We start from the raw sequence: 20,431 nt of genomic DNA, 5'->3' as shown, positions 1-20,431 counted from the left end.
TCAAGCCAGCAACTCCCGGTACAGCGCCCCGTACTGGGCGGCGAACCGTTCGGGGCCGAAGCGCTCCTCCACGGTGGCCCTGCCCCGCTCGGCGAGCATGTCCCACACCCGCGGCTGGGCCAGCAGCCAGGCGAGCTGCTGGCCGGTCCTGCGCCCGTCCCCCGCGGGCGCGCGCAGGACCGCGTCACCGAAGTCGGCGAACTGGGGGAGGTCGCTGAGGATGGCCGGCCGGCCGGTGGCCAGACCCTGCAGGACGGTCAGCGGGAGGTCGGCCTTGTCCCCGATCGCCGACGGCGGGAAGAGCAGCACATGGGCGGAGGCCAGCAGCGCCTGCATGTCGTCGACGTACCCCCGTACCTCCACGTCCCGCAGCCCGCGCGCCCCTGCCAGCTCCCGCAACTCCTCCTCCGACGCGCCGAGGTCCTGGCCGGGGCGCCCCCGCATGGCCAGGACGAGCCGGAACTCGGCCCCCGCGCTCGCCGCCTCGGCCGCGGCCTCGATCGTGATCGCGGCGCCGCCCCGCGGGCCGTGATGGCCGGCGAAGAGGACCATCGGCAGGCCGGCGGGACGTGGCAGGCACGGCCACCGGTCCAGCGGGACCATGGGCGGGATCACCCGTACGTCACCGAAGTCCGCCGCGCGGAGCCGGCGGGCCATCGACTCCGACAGCGCGACCGTCGTGCCCAGCGGACGGGTCCTGGCGAGCAGGCCGGGCCCCGTCAGCCCGGGCACGGTGTGGACGACCGGGCGGGCCCCGAGCATCAGCGGGCGCAGCCAGGAGAAGAGGGGAAAGGCGCGTCCGATCGTCAGGAAGGCGTGCACCAGGTCGACACGGCGTGCCGTCGCGGCGCCCGCGAGCGTCGACTGCATCCGCTCCGGGGCACCCGGGGTACCGCCCCTCGCCAGGATCGGGATCGGCCGGCCGCGGAGCGGCGGCCGCCCGGCCCGGCGCGGCCGCTGGGAGAACCAGACGAAGTCCACGTCGGGCAGCGCGCCGAGGACCTCCGTGGCCAGCCGCACGTCCGAGCCGCCCGCTCCGTCCAGCGGGCCGCTGGTCATGAGGAGGACCCGAGGCCGGCGCGCGCTAACGTCCATGACCCGCCCCCGGCGAAGCCATGAAGGTCACCGCGGCCACGGGGACGACCGGACCACCCACCGGGCGCGGGGTGTCCGGCGGCGGGATGGGGTACGGGCCGCCCTCGCCGCACGTCGACCCGTGGGACGCGCGCACCGACCGGCCGGCTTCCGCCGGTCGCTCGGCCGCGACCTGGGCCTGGGCCCGGGCCTCGACCTGGGCCCGGGCCTCGACCTCGACCTCGACCACGACCTGGGCCCGGGCCTCGGCCCTCGTCCACCGCTCGGGCCGTCCGGAGGGCACCGGCAACGTGCGCCCCGTCGTCACCTCGGCGGTCAGCCGGTCGACGGCCATGGCGCACCCCTCCTCTCCCTCCGCTGCCTTCGCCCGGCGTACGGAGCGTCGACGAGGCGACGCGTCAGGGTGAGGTACCGGCCCGTCATCTCGTCCCAGGTGTAGCGCTGCGCGGCGTTCCCCGCCCGCCGCCCCAGGGAGCGGCGCGCCTGCTCGTCGGTGGCGAGCATCCGCATCCGGTCGGCCAGCGCCGCCACGTCGAACGGCGGCACGGCGACATCGCCGCCGTCGCTCATCCAGCGCAGCGCCGGCAGATCGAAATGGAGAACCGGCTTCCCGTACGACATGCCTTCCAGCGCCACCAGGCCGAAGGTCTCGTGGCGTGACGGCACGACCAGGAACGCGCTGTCCCGCAGCAGATCCCGCTTGCGCCCCTCCCCGACGCACCCCACCCAGCGGACGCCGCCGGGTTGCGCGGCCAGCAGCGCCGCCAGCTTCCGCTCCTCGGCCTGGGTGCCGTTGCCGGCCAGCAGCAGCGGCATCGGCGGACGGCCCCGCGCGTAGGCGTCGAGCAGCAGGTCGATGCCCTTGATCCAGGTGTCGATCCGGCCCAGGAACAGGATGTAGTCGCCGTCGCCGAGCCGGGCGTCGTCGATCTGCCGCTGCTCCACACCGCTGGCGATCACCTGGACGTCGGCCCGGGGGCGGAGCCGCCGCACGGCGGACGCGTCCGCCTCGTTCAGCACCACGAGATGCCGGTAGCAGCGCAGCCCGAACCGCTCCACCAGGAAGAACGGAACGTGGTACCCGCGCCACAGCGCCTCGGCGCCGCGGCCCTGGTTGATGCCGACCACCGGGGCGCGGGAGAAGAGCGGAAGGAAGCTCGTCGAGAACGGCGGCGTGAAGTTCTCCAGCCAGGCGTCGTGCGGAAGCCTGAGCGCCAGGAAGGGCAGCAGGGCCAGGAAGAGCAGGTGCCCGGCGCGCGGGCCGGCCCAGCGCACGGGGAGGTAGCGGTAGTGGACGCCGTCGTGCTCCCGCGTGCTCCCGCGCAGCCCGGCCGTCACCACCGTCACGTCGAAGTCCTCGGAGAGCCTGCGGGCGACCTTCTCGACCACCAGCGCGCCACCGCCCCGGTAGTCGGGGTTGCCCGCGTCGTCGTAGATCGAGACGACCACGCGCCTGCGTGCGGTCCCTGGTGTCCCGTTCTCCGGATCCCGGCCGCCGTTCCGGTCCCTCGCGCTGTCGAGCGTCCGCTCCAGGGCCTCGACCGCCACCAGGGACGGGGCCCGCTCACCGTCGAGGCGTGCCACCCTCGGCAGGCGGGAGCCCGAGGAGCGATGGCGCGCCCACCAGGCGGCCGGTGGCCCTGCCGCCTCGTCCTCCCCGTCGCGAGCGCGCACGGTGGCCGGTGCGGCCTCCAGGAGCAAATTCAGGTCGTAGCGGCGGGCGGTCCGGAGGAAGAGCGTCGAGGCCAGGGCACGTGGCGGGGGGTCGAACTTCACCAGCCCGTCCAGCGGTCCACGGTCCGTCAGGACGGCCGTGGGGCGGCCGGGGTAGCGGACGGACAGCAGCCGGAGCGCGACGGTCGTCCGCACGGACAGTTCGCTCGCGTCGAGGAGCGCGTGGGCACGGCGCGTCCACGAGCTCCCGCGCTCGGCCTCGCCGGAGGGCCGCGTGCCTTCCCCGTGCGCGTCCCCGGCCCGTGGCCGGGCGGTGAGACCGCGGCACAGGAAGCAGCCGTGGCCGTGGACGGTGGTGACGCCGAAGCCGCGCTCGCCCAGGAGCGCCGCCAGGCGCCGGACCAGCGAGGACGTGCCCGAGCCGACGGGACCGGACACCGCCACCAGCAGGGGAGCGTCCGCCGCGTTCACGAGGACCGCCCCCGCCGTCTCCCGGTGGCCACGAGGGGCACCCGCGAGGGCGCCTCCCGGACCGCGGCGCGGGCAGGCCACCGGCTGAGCGGATGGCCGGTGTGCTCCGCCCCGGTGCGCGGCGAGAGGGCGAGCGGCAGCGGCGGAGTGAGCGCGAGCCGGACGTCTTCGCGGCGCGACACTCCGCGTGCCTCGGGGCTCCCGGCCTTCCGGTACGGAACCCGGCCCGGCACGCTTCCGGGTTCCGTACCTCCCCGTCCCGTCCCTCCGGGGCCCATCCCTCCGGGCCCCGGTCCGTCCGGTCCGCTCGTGCCGGACTCGTACGGGACGGGCGCGCCGCGGCGGGCGAAGAACCGCCACGACGCCATGGTGGTCGTCACCGTCGCGGCGACCAGCCACACGACGGCATGGGGCCGGAGCGGAGCGCACGCTCCGAGCAGGGCCAGGAGCAGGAGCAGGAGCAGGAGCAGGGCGAGGAGCGGCAGCCGGGGCGCGCGCGAGGCGCGGGACGGGGTGCCGCGCGAGATCCCGGCCACCGGTCGGCCCCGATCCACAGGGCGGCGGGCCGGGGCGCAGACGAAGAGCGCACCGGAACGCATCCGGTCAGCGGGTTCCGCGGATGCCGCAGGTGCTGCGGAGCGCTCGGATCGGCCCGGGCCGTCCGATCCGCCGTCGCGCCGGGTGGGTGTGGCGCGGGCGCGGACGGAACGGGAGCGCCGGCGCCGGGCTGCCGCTCGCGGACGGCGGACGGCGGAAGGGCGGGAGCGGACCGCGACGGGGAGGCGGTCGGAGGCGCGCCGTGCGGGATGGGCCGTGGGACGGCGGGGGGAGGCGCGGGCGGCACGCCGAGACTCGGGGGAGGGCCAGTCGGTCACCCGTCGCAGTGGATGCGGAGCGGGTGCCACCGGGGTCCGGCCGATGCATGGTGCGATCACGGCGAGCTTCTTCCGGCAACCGACCCTGCCAAGGGTCTGTGACGCGTCCGAAATGCCTGACTTCAAGCGTTAGCATCCGGTATCTGATCCGTCAAGCGTCGTGGATTTCCTTCGCGCGTTTCTCGAACCGTGTCGCGGGCGCGAGCCTGTGCAGGGCGTTGTGCGGGCGCTCCCGGAGCAGACCGCCCAGAATGCGTGCGCCGTCCCGGAACGTGCGGGGGTGGGGCGACCCGTGGGGATGCGGCAGTTCGAGGCTGGGGACCTCGGCGATGCGCAGCCCGTAGTGCAGGGCGTGGGTGACCAGTTCGGCGCCGAGCTCGACACCGTCCTCGCGCAGGTCCAGCAGGTCGACGAAGCCCCGGCGGAAGGCGCAGAAGCCGTACCACAGGTCGGTCAGGTGCTGGCCGTACAGCTGCCGGGCGAGACGGAGCAGCGTGCTGTGGCCGAGCCGGCGCGGCAGCGGGTAGTCGGCGAAGTCGCCACCGGCGATGAAGCGTGAGCCCTTGACGAAGTCGTACCCGCTGTCCAAGTAGTGCAGGTAGTGCGGGATCTCCCGCGGGGACATGGAGCCGTCGGCGCCCATCAGCACGATGTGGTCACCGGTGGCGGCGAGCAGCCCCGCGTGGGGGATGTCGCCCGCCTCGCAGTTCCACGGCCCGAGCCTGCGTACGGAGACAATGCCCTGAGCGGTGCCCGGCGCGCCCTCCATGTGCCGGTCCGCGGCCATGTCGCCGGAACCGCGTCCGACGAGGACGACCTCCCTGACGTCGGGCGGCACCTGGGCGAGCAGTCGGCCGGTGTCGCCGTCCCCGGGCCGCACCGGGACGACCAGGCTCACCGTGCGGGCATCGCCCCCCGGCGCACGGTCGGTCGACCGGCGCATCGGATGTGGCCCCTTACCCATCGGTACGGACCTCTCGGTATGGCCCTCCGGGATCGGTCTTCTCCCGACCGCGTCCGGACCTTCTGCGGGCGGCTCGTTATGCGGGTGAGCGGGAATCCATCGCATTCCCTGCCGCACGGCTCCCCTCCACCGTATTACAATCCCTTCATGGCAGGGCGAATTGAGGACTACGCCCTCATAGGGGATTTGGAGACGGCGGCTCTCATAGGGATCGACGGGGCTGTCGACTGGTGGTGCGCGCCGCGTTTCGACTCGCCCGCCTGTTTCGCCGCGATCCTGGGCGCCGAGTCCCACGGGCAGTGGAGCCTCGCACCCGCCGGCAAAGGGCCGTGCAGCCGCCGCAGTTACGTCGGTGACACCCTGGTGCTGGAATCCGTCTGGGAATCCGTCTCCGGCACCGTACGCATCACGGATTTCATGCCGCCGCGCGAACAGGCCCCGCAGATCGTCCGGTTGGTCGACTGCGTCGCGGGGCGAGTCGACCTCCACGGCGAGTTGCGGCTGCGCTTCAACAACGGCAGCGTGGTCCCCTGGTCGCGGCTGGTCGACCGGCGTACGGTCGCCACCGTGGCCGGTCCCGACGCGGCGTACCTGCGCTGCGGTCCGGGCACCGACATCTCCGTCACCGACGAATGCATCTCCCTTGACGTGACATTGACGGCGGGTCGGCGCGCTTCCTTCGTCCTCGCCTGGAGCCCCTCCCATTCCGCGCCTCCGCCGATGCCCGACGTGGACGCGGAGTTGGACCGCACCCTCGCCTTCTGGGACGAATGGACGTCGAATCTCCGTTACGACGGCCCCCATCGCGAAGCGGTCGTCAGATCGCTCATCACCCTGAAAGCCCTCACCTACGCGCCGACCGGCGGAGTCGTCGCCGCGGTGACGGCCTCGCTCCCCGAATCCATAGGAGGCCAGCGGAATTGGGACTACCGATTCTGCTGGCTGCGCGATTCCACCTTCACCCTTTCCTGTCTGCTCCGCAGCGGATACCGCCACGAAGCGCTCTCCTGGAAGGACTGGCTCGTCCGCGCCGTCGCGGGCGACCCCGCCGATCTGCAACCGCTCTACGGCGTGGCGGGACAGCGCAACCTCCCCGAGGTGCTCGCCGACTGGCTGCCCGGATACGAGGACTCACGCCCGGTCCGGTTCGGCAACGCGGCCGTCGACCAGTTCCAGCTGGACATCTACGGCGAGGTGCTGGGCACGATCTACTCGGCCGTCCGGGCCGGCGTCGCCATCGACGCGCACGTCTGGAGCCTGATGGCCTCGCTCCTGGAGTACGTGGAGCACCGCTGGCAGGACCCCGACGAGGGCATCTGGGAGGTCCGCGGTCCGCGCCGCCACTTCGTCCACTCCAAGATCATGGCCTGGGTCGCCGCCGACCGGGCGCTGCGCCTGGCCCGGGTCGCCGGCCTGCGCACCTCCGTCCGGCGCTGGCAGGCCCTGCGCCGCGATCTGCGCGACGAGGTGTGCGCGCGGGGCTGGAGCGACGAACAGCAGTCGTTCGTGCAGTACTACGGAGCCCGGCAGATCGACGCGACGGCGCTGCTGATCCCCCGGCTCGGCTTCCTCCCCGCGACCGACCCGCGCGTCCTGAGCACCGTCCGGGCGATCGGGCGCCTCGACGACAACGGATTCCTGCGGCGGTACGCGGACGTGAGCAACGGCGATGTCCACGAGGTGGACGGTGTCCCCGGCGCCGAAGGGACCTTCCTGGCCTGCACGTTCTGGTACGCGGACGCCCTGTCGATGACGGGACGCCAGGCCGAGGCGCGCACCGTCTTCGAGCGGGTCCTGGACATCCGCAACGACGTCGGCCTGCTCGCCGAGGAATGGGATCCGCACACCCGGCGCCAGCTGGGCAACATGCCCCAGGCCCTCAGTCACGTCGCCCTGGTGAACACCGCGTTCACCCTGTTCGGGACGCGCCGGCACGATCGTTCGACCCTGGGCCGCTCCGCCGTGACGTGATCGGAGCCGCCCCGCCGCCCGCCCCGCCGACCCTGAGCCACCGCGTCGATGTCATCGACCCCCGTCACGCCCGGTCGGCGATTCGTTCGGGTGCGTCCAGCGGGCGGGCGAGCCGCCGCCGGGTTCGAATCGGACCATGGCTCCCCATGACAGGCTCCGTACCGACGGCAGGAAGCAGGCGCTGGACTCCGGCACCTGGTGGTATGCCGCCGTCGCCGGTGAAGCGGCCGACTCCTTCAGCACCCGCGTCCGCAAAAGGATGCGACACGCCTGCCTCGGCTCGGTCCTGCTGTTCGCGGTCGTCTACGCCGGACTCGTGCTGACCGCCACCGGTCAGCGCTGGGAGAACACGGTGCTCGCCGGCCGGCTCACCGACCCGACGCTGGCCGCCGCCCACGAGGCGAACCGCACGCTGCAGTACGTCACCGTGTACTCCCTGGCCGTCGCCCTGCTGGTGCTGACCGTCATCGGGATGCTCCGCCGGCGGTACGCGCTCACCGTGGTCGCCCTGGGCACCGTCGGCCTCTGTCTGCTCCTCGTCGAGGTGCTCAAGCGCTACGTCCTGTTCCGCCCCGACCTGGTCGACGCGCCCCCGCAGCTGCTCCCCAACAGCTTCCCCAGCGGGCACACCACGATCGCGATGAGCGTGATGTTCGGCTTCGCCCTCGTCGTTCCGTACCGGGCGCGCGGCCTCGCCGTGGGCCTGTGCGCCCTGTGGGCGATCGCCGTGGGCGCGTACACCGTGGCCGCCGGATGGCACCGGCCCAGCGACACGATCGGCGCCGACCTGCTCGTCCTCGCCGTGGCCTGCGGGCTCGTCGCGGTCCTCGCCCGCCGCGGCCGGGTGGGCCCCGGGCGCAGGGACCCCCTGCCGCTCCGCACCCTCCTCGTCATCCTGCCTCTCTGCGTCGCCGCCGTGGGCGGCCTCGGCCTCGGCATGGTCCTGCTCGTCGACTCCATGTTCGCCCCGCAGCCCCCGGCGCCGAACCTTCCCCGCCTCGCCTACCAGGCAGGACACGCCCTCGCCGCCGGGGCGAGCGCTGCGGTCACGCTCGTCCTGCTCGTCCTGCTGCGCCATGTCGACCTGGGCGCCCGCCCCACCCAGTACCGGCTCACGGGCACCCCCGTATCCCCCGAGCCGGGGCCCTTTCCCACCGAGGCCGATCACGAGATATCTTGATGTCGAGCAATCTCGCAGACGCAGACGTGGAGCGGAGCACACCCGGTGACTGACTCGACCATCATCTACACGCACACTGACGAGGCGCCCGCCCTGGCGACGTACTCGTTCCTGCCCGTGATCCAGGCCTACGCCTCGACCGCCGGGATCAATGTCGAGACCCGTGACATCTCCCTGGCCGGCCGCATCATCGCCAGCTTCCCCGAGCGTCTCGAAGAGGGCCAGCGCATCGAGGACGCCCTCGCCGAGCTGGGCGCGCTGGCCAAGACGCCCGGGGCCAACATCATCAAGCTGCCGAACATCTCGGCGTCCATCCCGCAGCTCAAGGCCGCGATCGCCGAGCTCCAGGCGCAGGGCTACGCCCTCCCGGACTACCCGGACGACCCGCAGACCGACGAGGACAAGGACGTCCGCGCCCGGTACGACAAGGTCAAGGGCAGCGCCGTCAACCCGGTCCTGCGCGAGGGCAACTCCGACCGCCGCGCCCCCGGCTCGGTCAAGAACTACGCCAAGACCCACCCGCACCGCATGGGTGCCTGGGTCTCGGACTCGAAGACCAACGTCGCCACCATGGGCGAGAACGACTTCCGCTCCACCGAGAAGTCCACGGTCGTCTCCGAGGACGGCACGCTGCGTATCGAGCACGTCGCCGCCGACGGCACCACCACGGTCCTGCGCGAGTCGGTCCCCGTCCTCGCCGGCGAGGTCGTCGACGCCTCCGTCATGCACGTCGCCGCCCTGCGCACCTTCCTCGGCGAGCAGATCGCCCGTGCCAAGGCCGAGGACGTGCTCTTCTCCGTGCACCTCAAGGCCACGATGATGAAGGTCTCCGACCCGATCATCTTCGGCCACGTCGTACGCGCCTTCTTCCCGAAGACCTTCGCCGCGCACGGCGCGACGCTCGCCGCCGCCGGCCTCTCGCCGAACGACGGCCTCGGCGGGATTCTCAACGGCCTGGCCGCCCTCCCGAACGGCGCCGAGATCAAGGCGTCCTTCGACGCCGAGATCGCCGAGGGCCCGGCCCTCGCGATGGTCGACTCCGACAAGGGCATCACCAACCTGCACGTGCCGTCCGACGTCATCGTCGACGCCTCCATGCCGGCCATGATCCGCACTTCCGGCCACATGTGGGGCCCGGACGGCCAGGAGCACGACACCCTCGCCGTCCTCCCGGACAGCAGCTACTCCGGTGTCTACCAGGCCGTCGTCGACGACTGCCGCGCCAACGGCGCCTTCGACCCGTCGACCATGGGCTCCGTCCCGAACGTCGGCCTGATGGCGCAGAAGGCCGAGGAGTACGGCTCCCACGACAAGACCTTCGAGATCGCCGCGGCCGGCACCGTCCGCCTCGTCGACGCCGCGGGCAACGTCGTCCTGGAGCAGGAGGTCGCCGAGGGCGACATCTTCCGCGCCTGCCAGACCAAGGACCTGCCGATTCAGGACTGGGTCAAGCTCGCCGTGACCCGCGCCCGCGCCACCGGCTCCCCGGCCGTCTTCTGGCTGGACGAGACCCGCGCGCACGACGCCCAGCTGATCGCCAAGGTCAAGCAGTACCTCCCGCAGCACGACACCGAGGGCCTGGAGATCAAGATCCTCTCCCCGGTCGAGGCCACCGCGTTCTCCCTGGAGCGCATCCGCCGCGGCGAGGACACCATCTCCGTCACCGGCAACGTGCTGCGTGACTACCTGACCGACCTCTTCCCGATCCTGGAGCTGGGCACCAGCGCCAAGATGCTCTCGGTCGTCCCGCTGATGGCCGGCGGCGGCCTGTTCGAGACGGGCGCCGGCGGCTCCGCCCCCAAGCACGTTCAGCAGCTCGTCAAGGAGAACTACCTCCGCTGGGACTCCCTCGGTGAGTTCTTCGCCCTGGCCGCCAGCTTCGAGCACCTCGCGACCACCACGGGCAACGCCCGCGCCCAGGTGCTCGCCGACACCCTCGACCGCGCCACCGGCACCTTCCTCAACGAGGACAAGTCGCCGACCCGTCGCGTCGGTGGTATCGACAACCGCGGCAGCCACTTCTACCTGGCCCTGTACTGGGCCCAGGAGCTGGCCGGGCAGACCGACGACACGCAGCTCGCGGAGGCCTTCGCCGGTCTGGCCAAGACCCTCACCGAGCAGGAGCGGACCATCGTCTCCGAGCTCAACGCGGTGCAGGGCTCCCCGGCCGACATCGGTGGCTACTACCAGCCCGACCCGGCCAAGGCCGCGGCCGTGATGCGTCCGTCCGCCACGTTCAACGAGGCCATCGCGTCCCTCGCCTGATCCCGGCGCGACAGTGGTTCCGCCCCGGCCGGAGTTCTTACGGCCGGGGCGGCCTTGTCGGTGGCGGATGTGGCATCCGGGTGTGAACCTTGATGGATGAGCTGGGCATCATGGACGACCCCCGGCGTCTACACCGGGCGTGGTGGAGTGCTCACCGACGAGGTCGGTGCGGTCACGGGTGACGTGACCGTGCACACCACCTGGGCAGAGGGCGAAGCACGCGTGGCCGTGCAGTACAGCGGCGCGTCCGACTGGTTCACGATGTCGGGCAGTCCGGTTCCGTGCGCCACGGAGAGGGAGAGCCGCGACCTTCACGAGGCCGCGGTCGAAGCGGTACGGGAGGGGAAGGCGGCCACCGTGCCGTCCCTGTCGCAACCTCCGGCATGAACATCGTCGCGAAGTGTTATGCCGGCCGCGCCCACGGGTCTCCTCTCGACGGGGACGGACAGACCCAGGTACGAGGGAGCAGGCAGGATGCACAGCGACGAGCGCGGCACGGCCGCACTGGTGGACGCGGCCGCGGCAGGGGACCGGCACGCCGGTGAGCGGCTGGTCCGCGCGTACCTTCCGCTCGTCTACAACATCGTCGGCCGCGCGCTCGACGGGCACGCCGATGTCGACGACGTGGTGCAGGAGACGATGTTCCGCGCGCTGGACGGGCTGCCCGGGCTGCGCGACCCCGAGCGCTTCCGGTCCTGGCTGGTCGCGATAGCGATGAACCAGGTCCGCCGGCGCTGGCGCGAGCGGCAGGCGGGGCCGCTGCCCGGGCTCGACCGGGCGGCCGAGCTCGCGGATCCCGCCGGAGACTTCGTCGACCTCACCATTCTGCGGCTCGGCCTCTCCGGGCAGCGGCGCGAGGTCGCCGAGGCGACGCGCTGGCTGGACGAGGCCGACCGGGAACTGCTCGCCCTGTGGTGGCTGGAGGCGGGCGGCGAACTGAGCCGGGGGGAGCTCGCGGAGGCCCTGGCCGTCACTCCCGCGCACGCGGCGGTCCGCGTCCAGCGGATGAAGGACCGGCTGGAGACCGGCCGGGCCGTCGTACGGGCCCTCGCCGCGCAGCCGCCCTGCGCGGAGCTGGCCCGGACGACCGCGAGCTGGGACGGCCACCCCGCTCCCATGTGGCGCAAGCGCATCGCCCGCCACGCGCAGAGCTGTGCCCCGTGCGGCCGCACCCGCGCGGGCCTCGCCCCCGCCGAGGGGCTCCTGGTGGGCCTGGGCCTGGTCCCGCCGCTGCTCCTCTGGTCCGCGACCCGCCCGGAGACCCAGGCGGTCGCCTGGGCGGGCGACGCCCCGGACCCGGCCGGTTCGGCGGCCTGGCCTCCCGGGGACCCCGTCGCCTCGGCGACCTGGGCCCATGAGGAGTCCGTCGCCTCGGCGGTCCGGGCTCCGGGGGACGGAGTCGGCTCGGCGGTCCGTGCTCCTGAGGGCGGATCGGCTCCCGCCCCGCACGCGGGAGCGGCCCCGGACCCGGTGGCCGCGGGGCCGGCGGCCGGCAGGGGCGGGGGATCACTGCGGCGCGCCTGGGTCGCCGGAGCGGTGGCCCTGGGCGTACTCGGCGGGCTGATCCTGCTCGTACCGTCCGAGCCGGAGGCGCGGCAGCCCGCGCCCGCTCCACCCGTGGCCGCGCCGCCCCCGGCTTCGACGACCCCGCCGCGAGCGAGCGCCACCCCGGCCGCACCCACCCCGTCCCCGAAGGCCACCGCGACGCCCACTCCGGCACGGACGGTCACCGCCGAGGAACGGCTTACCCGACTGGTCAACCAGCGCCGGACACAGGCGGGTTGCGCGCCCCTGCGGACGGATTCCCGGCTCGACGCGGCCGCCCGCGCCTACGCCCGGGACATGGTCCGGCGCGGCTACTACGCCCACAGCAGCCCCGAGGGCCGATTCGCCGACGCGCGGATCACGTCGGCCGGATACGACTGGTCCGCCTGGGCCGAGAACCTGGCGCGCGGCACGGCCGACCCGGCCTCCGTCTTCGAGGGCTGGATGGACGGCGGGATGCACCAGGAGAACATGCTGGACTGCCGTTACCGCCACACGGGAGTCGCCGCCGTGCCCGGCCCCGACGGCACGGTGTGGGTGCAGAAGCTGGCCGCGCCCGCCTCCTGAACCCCCACCGCCCGCCGGCGTCCTCCCGTCAGCGGGCGGTGCCGAAGTTCTGCACCCACCACGGTCCGTTGGCGCTCAGGTTCACCCCGACGCCGATGTCCTTGAACGAGCAGTTGAGGATGTTGCGGCGGTGGCCGTCGCTGTTCATCCAGTCCTCCATCGCCCCGGCGGGGCTCTTCGGACCGCGGTGGATGTTCTCGGCCCAGCTGGACCACGCGTATCCGGCGGCCGTGATCCGGTCGCCCGCGTCCCGCCCCTCGGGGGTGTTGTGGTCGTAGTAGTCGCGCGCCGCCATGTCGTCGGCGTGCGCCTGGGCGGCGTTCCGCAGCCGACTGTTGGAGCGGAGCGGGCCACAACCCGCCTTCTCCCGCTCGGCGTTGGCCAGCGTGACGACCCGGTCGATGTACTGGTCGGCCGTCCCGGCGGCGGGGGCCGCGGCCGGCTCCGCCGCCTTCTCCGGCGTGGGCCGTGCGGTCACCGGCTCGCGGGCCGGCGTGGGGCGGCCGGGCGCGGGGGCCGACGCGGAGACGGAGGCCGTCGCCGACACGGACGGGCTCGGGGGAGGGGTGACCGAAGGGGTGGTGGTCGCGGCGACCGGCGTCCGCTCCGAGGGCGCGGCCGACGGTACGGCTCCCTCCAGGGCGGGACCCACCTGCGACAGGGCGACCGCGTCCGAACGGGTGGCCGCGTCCTCCGGGGTGCCCAGGGATGTCACGTACACCCCGGTCGCCACGGTGAGGACGGCCGTCGCCGTACCCGCGACGGTCACGGCGGTGCGGAAGGACGGCACGCGGCGCGCGTGACGGCCCGCACCGCCTCCTCTGCGGTGCCTGCCGCCGTTCGTCCGCTGGTCGTCGGGGCTGTGCTCATCGTGGTGCTGCTGCATGTGCTCCGCTCTCTTCTCCGAGTCCACCGGACCGTCCGGCACAAGGGAGAGCCGCCGGGGCGACGGACATAACACTTTCCGCCCCCCGATTCATCGACACACCTCGTCAACGCGGTGCGCGGGCGCCTCACTCGTGCGGAACGACCGCCACCGGGCACGGCGCCAGGTGCAGCGCCGCATGGGCCACCGACCCGATCCGGGGCCCGATCGCCCCGCGCCGCGCCCGCCGCCCGACCACCAGGAGCCCGGCGTCGCCCGAGGCTCCGAGCAGCACCTGGCCCGCGCTGCCGATCTCCACGTGCTCCTCGACCCTCACCTCGGGGAACCGTTCCCGCCACGGGGCCAGCGCCTCACGCAGCGCCTTCTCCTCGTACGGGACGAGGCCGCCCGCCTCGTCGGCGAGCGCCAGCGCCGTCGACGAGGGGCTGTAGGCGTACAGGGGCGGCAGGTTCCACGCCCGTACCGCGCGGACGGACACGCCCCGGGCCGCCGCCGTCTCGAAGGCGAAGCGCAGCGCCGACGCGCTGTCCTCCGCCCCGCCCAGTTGGCCGACGACGATCACGCCACCCTCCGGGCCCCCGCTGCCGGCCCCGCCGTCCCGCGAACGCACCGCCACCACCGGAAGGCGGGCGGCCGCGATGATCTGCTGACCGTGGGAACCGAGCAGGAAGCCGGCCACCGCCCCGTGCCCGCGCGAGCCGATGACGAGTATCTCCGCCCGCTCCTCGGTGCTCAGCAGCGCGGCGACCGGGGTGTCGGGCACCACCTCGGTGGTGACGGAGAGGGCGGGATACCGCTCGGCGAGAGCCGATTCGGCCTTCCGGAGTACGTCTTCGGCCATCCGCTCCTGGCCGGCCCGGTCCTGTTCGAGCGGGAGGTCGAGCGGTTCCCAGCGCCAGGCGTGGACCAGGCGCAGGGGCAGGCGCCGGCGTCCCGCCTCACGGGCGGCCCAGCCGGCCGCCGCGAGACTCTCGGGCGAACCGTCCACTCCCGCGACGATCTCTCGACTCATCACATGCCTCCGTGATCCGTGGTGGACCAGGTCCGTCGACCGGCCCCTCTCGTTTCCGGCAGGACCGCCGACCGCTCGCCGTGAGGGCCAGGACGTCCCCACATGACGGTACGTCGGTCCTCGGCCCGCCGCCTCCGCTCACCCCGGAGAGTGGATCACGAGCGCCAGTGGGCGCAGCTCCGACCGCTGCTGAGTCGTCGTCAGCACGGTCCGCCCGGACTCTGGGGCCGATGGTTCGCCGGATGACGACGAGAGGCGAGTGGACCTGTGACGTCCCCCTTCAGCTCTGTACCGAGACCGGCCGCGGCCCGGCGCGCCGCGCTGGCCACGGCCGCCGCCACGGCGCTCGTCGTGGCCCTTCCCGCTCCGGCGCAGGCCGCCCCCGGCGACCTGGATCCGGGCTTCGGCGCCGGCGGCCGCCTGGTGAGCGACCTCGGCACCGAGGAGGAAGCGCGGGCCGTGGCCGTCCAGCCGGACGGCCGCATCGTGGCCGTCGGTGTCGGAACCCCTGAGGGTGCCGGCGACTTCGCGGTGGCCCGCTACCACCCGGACGGCAGCCCGGACCTGAGCTTCGGCGACGGCGGCCGGGTCTTCACCGACATCGACGGCGGCGGCGATGTCGCGCAGGGCGTCGCGCTCCAGCAGAACGGCGCGATCGTGGTCGCCGGGACGAGCGAGTCGAGCGAGGGCGGCTTCTTCGTCACCGTCGCCCGCTACCACCCGGACGGCACGCCCGACCTCGGGTTCGGCGGTGACGGCCGCGTCGTCACCGACTTCGGCACCGGGGGCGCCGACGACGGCACCTCGGTCGCCGTCCAGCCGGACGGGCTGATCGTGGTCGCGGGCCAGAGCGCGGGCGACTTCGCGCTCGCCCGCTACAACCCCGACGGCACCCTCGACAACGGCTTCGGCACCGGCGGGCGGGTGACCACCGACTTCTCCGGAGGCGCCGACGCGGCCCAGTCGCTCGCCGTCCGCGCCGACGGCCGCATCGTCGCCGCCGGCCACCACGGCGCGGGCCCCGCCTACGACTTCGCGCTCGCCCGCTACCAGACCGACGGCAGCCTCGACACCACCTTCAGCACGGACGGGCGCGCGACCGTCGACTTCGGCGCCACCGACATGGCGCACGGCGTCGCGGTCCACTCCGACGGCCGGATCGTCGCCGCGGGAGCGTCCGGCAACGACTTCGCCGTCGCCCGGCTGCTCGCCGACGGCAGCCCCGACCCGGCGTTCAGCGGCGACGGCAGGACGACCACCGACTTCGACGGAGGCGGCGAGCTCGCCCGCGCCGTGGTCCTCCAGCCGGACGGCCGGATCGTGGCGGGCGGCAACAGGGCGGGCGACTTCGCCCTGGCCCGCTACCAGACCGACGGCAGCCTCGACACGGGCTTCAGCGGCGACGGCAGGGCGGTCACCGACTTCGACGGCGGGTTCGAGATCGCGTACGGACTCGCCCTGCAGGGCGACGGGAACATCGTCGCCGCCGGCCACCGGAACGGGGACTTCGCGCTCGCCCGCTACGAGGGAGGCGGTGGCGCGCCCCTGCCGACCGGCGCGGACCTGAGGGTGACCAAGAGCGGTCCGACGTCCGTCGTGCTCGGCACCCGGGTGACCTACAGCGTGACGGTGACCAACCTCGGTACGGCTGCCTCGGCCACCGGGGTCACCCTCACCGACGCCCACACCGGCCCCGCCGTACTGATCTCGGCCACCCCCGGGCAGGGAAGCTGCTCCCTCGCCGGAGCCACCGCCGGCTGTGCGCTGGGCACCCTGGCGCCCGGCGCGTCCGTCGGCGTGAGCGTCGTCGTCGAACCCTCCGCCGCCGGAACGATCGGCGACACCGCCACCGTCTCGGCCACCGGGAGCGATCCCGTGCCGGGCAACAACTCGGCCGGTGCGACGACGACCGTGGCCAACTCCCGTGGCTGCACGGTGGTGGGCACGAGCGGCGCCGACCGTCTCTACGGAACCGCGGGCGACGACGTGGTCTGCGGACTCGGCGGCAACGACACCATCACCACCGCGAACGGGAACGACACCGTCTACGGCGGCCACGGCAACGACTCGGTCGACGCCGGCTACGGCGCCGACCGGCTCTTCGGCGAGGCGGGGAACGACACCCTGACCGGCTCGTACGGCAACGACACGCTCCACACCGTGGACGGCGTCTCCGACAACGACAGCGCCCACGGCGGTGCGGGCACGGACTCCTGCTCCACGGACCCGGGCGACACGCGCACCGGCTGCCCCTGACCGGGCGGGACCCGCGGCTCAGCCGTGCGGGGTGGGCCGCGGACGGGTCCCGTCGGGGTAGTGGTCACCGATGTCGCGGAGCCGGCGGGCCGGGAACGCCTCGGCCGTGAGGGCGCTGCGGACCGGGGGCGTTTCGGCCGTGAGGGCGCGCGTTGCGCCGGAAGCGGTCGACGCCCGGCACGCCGTCCGTGGCGTCGGCGGTCCGGGCGGGTCAGGGGTTGGTCCACGCCTCCGGGTCCTCCGCCAGCGCGGAGATCTCCGGCGGCAGCTTCGCCGCGGCCACGTCCGCGAGGGACACCCCGTCGAGCACCGCGCGCACGTTGGCGCGGAGTGCGATCCACAGCGTGAGCAGCGACTCGGCCGGGCCGGTGTACGAGAGCTCCGGAGGCCGTACCCCGCGTACCGACACCAATGGCCCGTCCACACACCGGATCACATCCGCGACGGAGATGGACTCGGCCGGCCTGGCCAGCCAGTAGCCGCCGTTGCCGCCCCGCTGGCTCAGCACCAGACCGCCCCGGCGCATGTCGCCGAGGATTCCCTCCAGGAACTTGTGGGAGATCCCCTGGTCCTCCGCGATCGCCTCGGCCTTCAACGGGCCCGCGTCCTGGGCGGCGGCGAGCTGCAGCGCGGCTCGCACCGCGTAGTCGGCCCTGGCTGAGATGCGCATGGTCCGCATTATTCCGCACCCGGCCTGACCGGACTCGTACGCCCCGGGCGCGCGTCACGAGCCGTCCGCGCCCTTGACGCGGGCGGGGAGCGCCCCGACACTCGGGGACGGGAATCCGAGTGAACAGGTAGGGAACCATGGGGCTCACGGCGGGAACGGACGCGACTCGCCCCGTTCGGCCGCCGCGGCTCCCGTCCCTCACCTCCCGGCGCCACATCGATCTCCTGCGGGTGTGCAGCGCGGCGGGCCGTGGCCGCCACGGGATCACCCGCTCCGCGCGCTGAACCCGCCAATCCCCTCCGCCCGGCCCCCACTCCTCGTTCCCGTATCCCCGCTGCCTCCGAGCGTGTGACGGCGCGGACGCCGAACGGCCGAAGCCGAACCGCCGAAGCCGCATGCGCTGCCGAGCGCTGCCTCGTACCGCCGTGACCCGGCACCGAGCACCCCAGGGAGAAGCATGTCCGTCATCCCCTCCGCCCTCACGCCCGCCTTCCGCGGCCGGATCGGCCGCGACGTCCGCAGCGGCCACTACGCCGTCCCGCACCGCTACCGGCTCCATCTGGCGCTCTCCCGCCCCGACTGTCTGCGCATCTCCGTCACCCACGGCCTGCTCGGGCTCCAGGAGACCCTTCCCCTGACCCTGCTCCCCGCCCTGCCCGACACACCCGGCGGCGGATACGCCGCCCTGCGCCCGCTGTACGAGGCCAGTGCCCATCAGTACCCCGGACCGGCGGCCGCCCCGGTGCTCAGCGACGCGTGGACCGGCCGGATCGTCAGCACCCATGTGCCCGACATCCTCCGCGACCTCGCACTGCGCTTCCGCGGCACCGGCCGTCCGGAGCTGCTGCCGGCAGGACGGGAGGCCGAGATCGAGGCGATCGGCGACCTGTGCGAACGCGGCATCGATCAGGCCGCCCGGCGCGCCGGCGAGCCGGGCACCGACGAGGGGGGCGAAGGCCGTGACGCCCTCGGTGGCGCGGGCCGTGACGCGCTCGGTGTGCTCCTCGGGGCACTCGGACGGCTGGAGCGGCGGCTGGACCGGCAGCCGTACGTGCTGGGCGACGAGATCACCGCCGCCGACGTGCACCTCTGGGTGACCCTCCTCCAGCTCGAGACCGTGCACCGCCCGCGTCTGGACGCCGGTGCGGGGGACCGGGTCGTGGCGGGCCATCCGGCCCTGTGGGCGTACGCCCGACGGCTCACCGCGCGACCGGCGTTCGGCCGTCACGCGTGCGGCGGGTCCCAGTCCTTCTTGATCTCGAAGCGGTAGTCGCGCCGGTCGAGCACCTGGCCGTCCGCGTCGGCCAGCGCCGCGAACACCTCATAGACCCCGCGCGCCCGCGGGCCGCTCGGGACACGATCCGGCGGAAGCTCCAGTTCGTACGGCCCGCCGTGCCGGAAGTCCCCGAGCATCACCTCGCGCCCGCCCATCTCCGCGCCGTCCCGCGTCCGTACGTCGACCACCTTCAGCCCGGTCACCGACCGGCCCTCCACCCGGAAACTCACCACGGCGCGGAACTCCGCGCCCTCCTTCACCGTGAACGGGCCCGACGCGGCCTCCTTCGGAGGCACCGCCATCGAGATGTCGCCCGGGCCGGAGAACCGGAGCGCCAGTCCGAGAAGCCGGACGACACGGCCTTCCTGGAGCGGAACGGCCGCCGCCGGATCGGCGAGGGAAACCATGGTGTGCTCGTCTCTGGGAACGGGGCCTCACGGGTGAGGCCGGGGTACGCGGCGCGGCTACCCCGTTCGCTCCCGCCCATGCGAACGGGGCGAGCAGGCGTGCGGAGAAGGAGTGCGAGCCGCGGTGGTGGGTCGGAGCAGGCCGTGCCGTCAGCCCACGCGGCGCCCGTCGAGCGGGGCCGTCGCGTCCCCGCTCCCCGCCCGGACACCCCGCAGAAAGGCGCCGAGCGCCTCCAGGGAGGTGCTGGACGGCGTCCAGTCGAGCTCCTTGCGGGCGCGCTCCGTGGACAGCACCGGCAGCCGCAGCACGGCGTCGAAGAGGTCCGGGGAGGCCGGCACCACGCGCATCCTCCACCCCGTCGCGAGCAGGCCCCGTACCGCTCCGCTCGGCACCTTCACCGGCCGGGCGTCCAGGAGCGAGGCGAGGGTCGGCATGTCGATCACCGGCTCCCCCGCCAGATTGAAGGCTCCCCGGACGTCCCGCAGGAGCGCGCGGCGGTAGGCATCGGCCGCGTCGTCCGTGTGCAGGGCCTGGAAGCGGAGGCCGTCCGGTCCCGGAAGGAGCGGCAGCAGCTCGGGGCGGATCAGCCCGCCCGGCAGGAAGCGGCCCGCGAAGATCCGGCGCTGCTCGCTGGCCGACTCCTCCTTGAACAGGAAGCTGGGCCGCATCCGCACCACCCGGGTCAGCGGATGATCGCGCTCGAAGGTGTCCAGAACCCGCTCCAGATACGCCTTCTCGCGGGTGTAGGCGGCGCCCGGCCAGCCGTGCGTCGGCCAGGACTCGGAGACGGCCGCACCGCTCGCCGGGCCCGGGGAGTAGGCCCCGACCGACGAGGCGCACACCAGAACCGGGACCCGGGCCGCCGCCACGGCGTCGAAGACCCGCAACGAGCCCAGGACGTTGGCCCGCCAGGTCTCGGCCGGGTCGTGGGTCGGCTGGAAGCGCCACGCCAGATGGACGACGGCGTCGGCGTCCTCGATGTACTGCGCGAGCCGCGGTTCGTCGCCCTCGAGCGACAGGTCCACCTCGGCCCACTCGGTCTTCGACAGCGTCAACGCGGGTCTGCGACGGGCCAGTCCGAGCACGGAGGCGACCCGCTCCTCCCGCTCCAGGGCCCGGACCAGGCTCGTGCCGACATTGCCCGTGGCGCCCGTGACGACCACCCTCAGTCCCTCGCTCGCCTTCATGCTTCGACCTTCCGTCATCCGCGGCGGGCCCGCACGCCGAACCCCGGCCGTGACGGAGTGTGTCCGCGCGGGTCGCGCAGGTGACGAGGGGACCCGAATATGGAGCGACGAAGCGAAGGGGGTGCGCCA

General features: G+C 73.8%; 17 protein-coding genes. 7 read left to right on the top strand and 10 right to left on the bottom strand.

The annotated features are described in order from the left end of the window. The 5 genes from ACZ4VW_RS08155 to ACZ4VW_RS08135 form a co-directional block, all read right to left on the bottom strand. On the bottom strand, positions 1-1,059 hold the full coding sequence (locus ACZ4VW_RS08155; protein WP_467959739.1) for a glycosyltransferase family 4 protein: 1,059 nt from the start codon (positions 1,057-1,059) through the stop codon (positions 1-3). A 25-nt stretch (positions 1,060-1,084) separates the two neighbouring features. After that, positions 1,085-1,429, bottom strand: a complete 345-nt coding sequence (locus ACZ4VW_RS08150; RefSeq protein ID WP_467959737.1) for a hypothetical protein — start codon at positions 1,427-1,429, stop codon at positions 1,085-1,087. Continuing rightward, on the bottom strand, positions 1,411-3,240 hold the full coding sequence (locus tag ACZ4VW_RS08145; RefSeq protein WP_467959735.1) for a glycosyltransferase: 1,830 nt from the start codon (positions 3,238-3,240) through the stop codon (positions 1,411-1,413). The genes ACZ4VW_RS08150 and ACZ4VW_RS08145 overlap by 19 nt, the downstream gene beginning before the upstream one ends. After that, entirely contained in the window at positions 3,237-3,839 is a 603-nt protein-coding gene (locus ACZ4VW_RS08140) for a hypothetical protein (protein ID WP_467959733.1), read from the bottom strand. Before ACZ4VW_RS08140 ends, ACZ4VW_RS08145 begins: the two co-directional genes overlap by 4 nt. A gap of 427 nt (positions 3,840-4,266) precedes the next feature. Then, positions 4,267-5,058, bottom strand: a complete 792-nt coding sequence (locus ACZ4VW_RS08135) for a glycosyltransferase (RefSeq protein WP_467959731.1) — start codon at positions 5,056-5,058, stop codon at positions 4,267-4,269. A 168-nt stretch (positions 5,059-5,226) separates the two neighbouring features. Here ACZ4VW_RS08135 and ACZ4VW_RS08130 point away from each other — a divergent pair, with 168 nt between their 5' ends. From ACZ4VW_RS08130 to ACZ4VW_RS08110, 5 genes are all read left to right on the top strand, one after another. Then, the gene (locus ACZ4VW_RS08130) at positions 5,227-7,050 is read left to right on the top strand and encodes a glycoside hydrolase family 15 protein (protein ID WP_467959729.1); all 1,824 of its coding nucleotides are present in this window, start codon (positions 5,227-5,229) and stop codon (positions 7,048-7,050) included. Between the two features lie 136 nt (positions 7,051-7,186). Further along, a complete protein-coding gene (locus ACZ4VW_RS08125; protein WP_467959727.1) occupies positions 7,187-8,230 on the top strand; it encodes a phosphatase PAP2 family protein in 1,044 nt (347 codons plus the stop codon). Positions 8,231-8,275: 45 nt separating this feature from the next. Continuing rightward, positions 8,276-10,495 carry an NADP-dependent isocitrate dehydrogenase gene (locus ACZ4VW_RS08120; protein ID WP_467959725.1) on the top strand — a complete coding sequence of 740 codons (2,220 nt, stop codon included), beginning with the start codon at positions 8,276-8,278 and terminating at the stop codon, positions 10,493-10,495. A gap of 96 nt (positions 10,496-10,591) precedes the next feature. Next, on the top strand, positions 10,592-10,882 hold the full coding sequence (locus ACZ4VW_RS08115; protein WP_467959723.1) for a hypothetical protein: 291 nt from the start codon (positions 10,592-10,594) through the stop codon (positions 10,880-10,882). A gap of 87 nt (positions 10,883-10,969) precedes the next feature. Continuing rightward, positions 10,970-12,607 (top strand): sigma-70 family RNA polymerase sigma factor, encoded by a 1,638-nt coding sequence (locus ACZ4VW_RS08110; protein WP_467959721.1) that lies wholly within the window; start codon positions 10,970-10,972, stop codon positions 12,605-12,607. A gap of 28 nt (positions 12,608-12,635) precedes the next feature. On the opposite strand, the gene ACZ4VW_RS08105 is transcribed toward ACZ4VW_RS08110, so the two are convergent. Together ACZ4VW_RS08105 and ACZ4VW_RS08100 are read right to left on the bottom strand one after the other, a co-directional pair. After that, positions 12,636-13,493 (bottom strand): CAP domain-containing protein, encoded by an 858-nt coding sequence (locus ACZ4VW_RS08105; RefSeq protein WP_467959719.1) that lies wholly within the window; start codon positions 13,491-13,493, stop codon positions 12,636-12,638. Between the two features lie 127 nt (positions 13,494-13,620). Beyond that, the gene (locus ACZ4VW_RS08100; protein WP_467959717.1) at positions 13,621-14,505 is read right to left on the bottom strand and encodes a universal stress protein; all 885 of its coding nucleotides are present in this window, start codon (positions 14,503-14,505) and stop codon (positions 13,621-13,623) included. 267 nt (positions 14,506-14,772) lie between these two features. Between ACZ4VW_RS08100 and ACZ4VW_RS08095 the strand changes: the two genes are divergently transcribed. Next, the gene (locus ACZ4VW_RS08095; protein ID WP_467959715.1) at positions 14,773-16,761 is read left to right on the top strand and encodes a calcium-binding protein; all 1,989 of its coding nucleotides are present in this window, start codon (positions 14,773-14,775) and stop codon (positions 16,759-16,761) included. 211 nt (positions 16,762-16,972) lie between these two features. Here the strand turns inward: ACZ4VW_RS08095 and ACZ4VW_RS08090 are convergent, their stop codons facing one another. Continuing rightward, a complete protein-coding gene (locus tag ACZ4VW_RS08090; protein WP_467959713.1) occupies positions 16,973-17,431 on the bottom strand; it encodes an RrF2 family transcriptional regulator in 459 nt (152 codons plus the stop codon). Positions 17,432-17,888: 457 nt separating this feature from the next. Between ACZ4VW_RS08090 and ACZ4VW_RS08085 the strand changes: the two genes are divergently transcribed. Next, positions 17,889-18,701, top strand: a complete 813-nt coding sequence (locus ACZ4VW_RS08085; protein WP_467959711.1) for a glutathione S-transferase C-terminal domain-containing protein — start codon at positions 17,889-17,891, stop codon at positions 18,699-18,701. On the opposite strand, the gene ACZ4VW_RS08080 is transcribed toward ACZ4VW_RS08085, so the two are convergent. Together ACZ4VW_RS08080 and ACZ4VW_RS08075 are read right to left on the bottom strand one after the other, a co-directional pair. Further along, positions 18,656-19,114: a rho GDP-dissociation inhibitor gene (locus tag ACZ4VW_RS08080; protein WP_467959709.1), complete on the bottom strand. Its 459-nt coding sequence runs from the start codon at positions 19,112-19,114 to the stop codon at positions 18,656-18,658. The two genes, ACZ4VW_RS08085 and ACZ4VW_RS08080, sit on opposite strands and share 46 nt — an antisense overlap. A gap of 150 nt (positions 19,115-19,264) precedes the next feature. Next, positions 19,265-20,302 (bottom strand): NAD-dependent epimerase/dehydratase family protein, encoded by a 1,038-nt coding sequence (locus ACZ4VW_RS08075; protein ID WP_467959707.1) that lies wholly within the window; start codon positions 20,300-20,302, stop codon positions 19,265-19,267. Between the last annotated feature and the right edge of the window lie 129 nt (positions 20,303-20,431).

Source organism: Streptomyces sp. NPDC029139 (assembly GCF_055564335.1).
Note: the sequence above shows the minus strand (reverse complement) of the source record. Positions and strands in the feature narration are given on the sequence as shown.

What these genes read in the sequence shown, in the direction of transcription:
- ACZ4VW_RS08115 (WP_467959723.1), top strand. Translation starts at nt 10,592, where the DNA reads ATGAGCTGGGCATCATGGACGACCCCCGGCGTCTACACCGGGCGTGGT.
- ACZ4VW_RS08080 (WP_467959709.1), bottom strand. Translation starts at nt 19,114, where the DNA reads ATGGTTTCCCTCGCCGATCCGGCGGCGGCCGTTCCGCTCCAGGAAGGC.
- ACZ4VW_RS08090 (WP_467959713.1), bottom strand. Translation starts at nt 17,431, where the DNA reads ATGCGCATCTCAGCCAGGGCCGACTACGCGGTGCGAGCCGCGCTGCAG.
- ACZ4VW_RS08110 (WP_467959721.1), top strand. Translation starts at nt 10,970, where the DNA reads ATGCACAGCGACGAGCGCGGCACGGCCGCACTGGTGGACGCGGCCGCG.
- ACZ4VW_RS08100 (WP_467959717.1), bottom strand. Translation starts at nt 14,505, where the DNA reads ATGAGTCGAGAGATCGTCGCGGGAGTGGACGGTTCGCCCGAGAGTCTC.
- ACZ4VW_RS08155 (WP_467959739.1), bottom strand. Translation starts at nt 1,059, where the DNA reads ATGACCAGCGGCCCGCTGGACGGAGCGGGCGGCTCGGACGTGCGGCTG.
- ACZ4VW_RS08085 (WP_467959711.1), top strand. Translation starts at nt 17,889, where the DNA reads ATGTCCGTCATCCCCTCCGCCCTCACGCCCGCCTTCCGCGGCCGGATC.
- ACZ4VW_RS08125 (WP_467959727.1), top strand. Translation starts at nt 7,187, where the DNA reads ATGGCTCCCCATGACAGGCTCCGTACCGACGGCAGGAAGCAGGCGCTG.
- ACZ4VW_RS08105 (WP_467959719.1), bottom strand. Translation starts at nt 13,493, where the DNA reads ATGCAGCAGCACCACGATGAGCACAGCCCCGACGACCAGCGGACGAAC.
- ACZ4VW_RS08130 (WP_467959729.1), top strand. Translation starts at nt 5,227, where the DNA reads ATGGCAGGGCGAATTGAGGACTACGCCCTCATAGGGGATTTGGAGACG.
- ACZ4VW_RS08140 (WP_467959733.1), bottom strand. Translation starts at nt 3,839, where the DNA reads ATGCGTTCCGGTGCGCTCTTCGTCTGCGCCCCGGCCCGCCGCCCTGTG.
- ACZ4VW_RS08075 (WP_467959707.1), bottom strand. Translation starts at nt 20,302, where the DNA reads ATGAAGGCGAGCGAGGGACTGAGGGTGGTCGTCACGGGCGCCACGGGC.
- ACZ4VW_RS08150 (WP_467959737.1), bottom strand. Translation starts at nt 1,429, where the DNA reads ATGGCCGTCGACCGGCTGACCGCCGAGGTGACGACGGGGCGCACGTTG.
- ACZ4VW_RS08135 (WP_467959731.1), bottom strand. Translation starts at nt 5,058, where the DNA reads ATGCGCCGGTCGACCGACCGTGCGCCGGGGGGCGATGCCCGCACGGTG.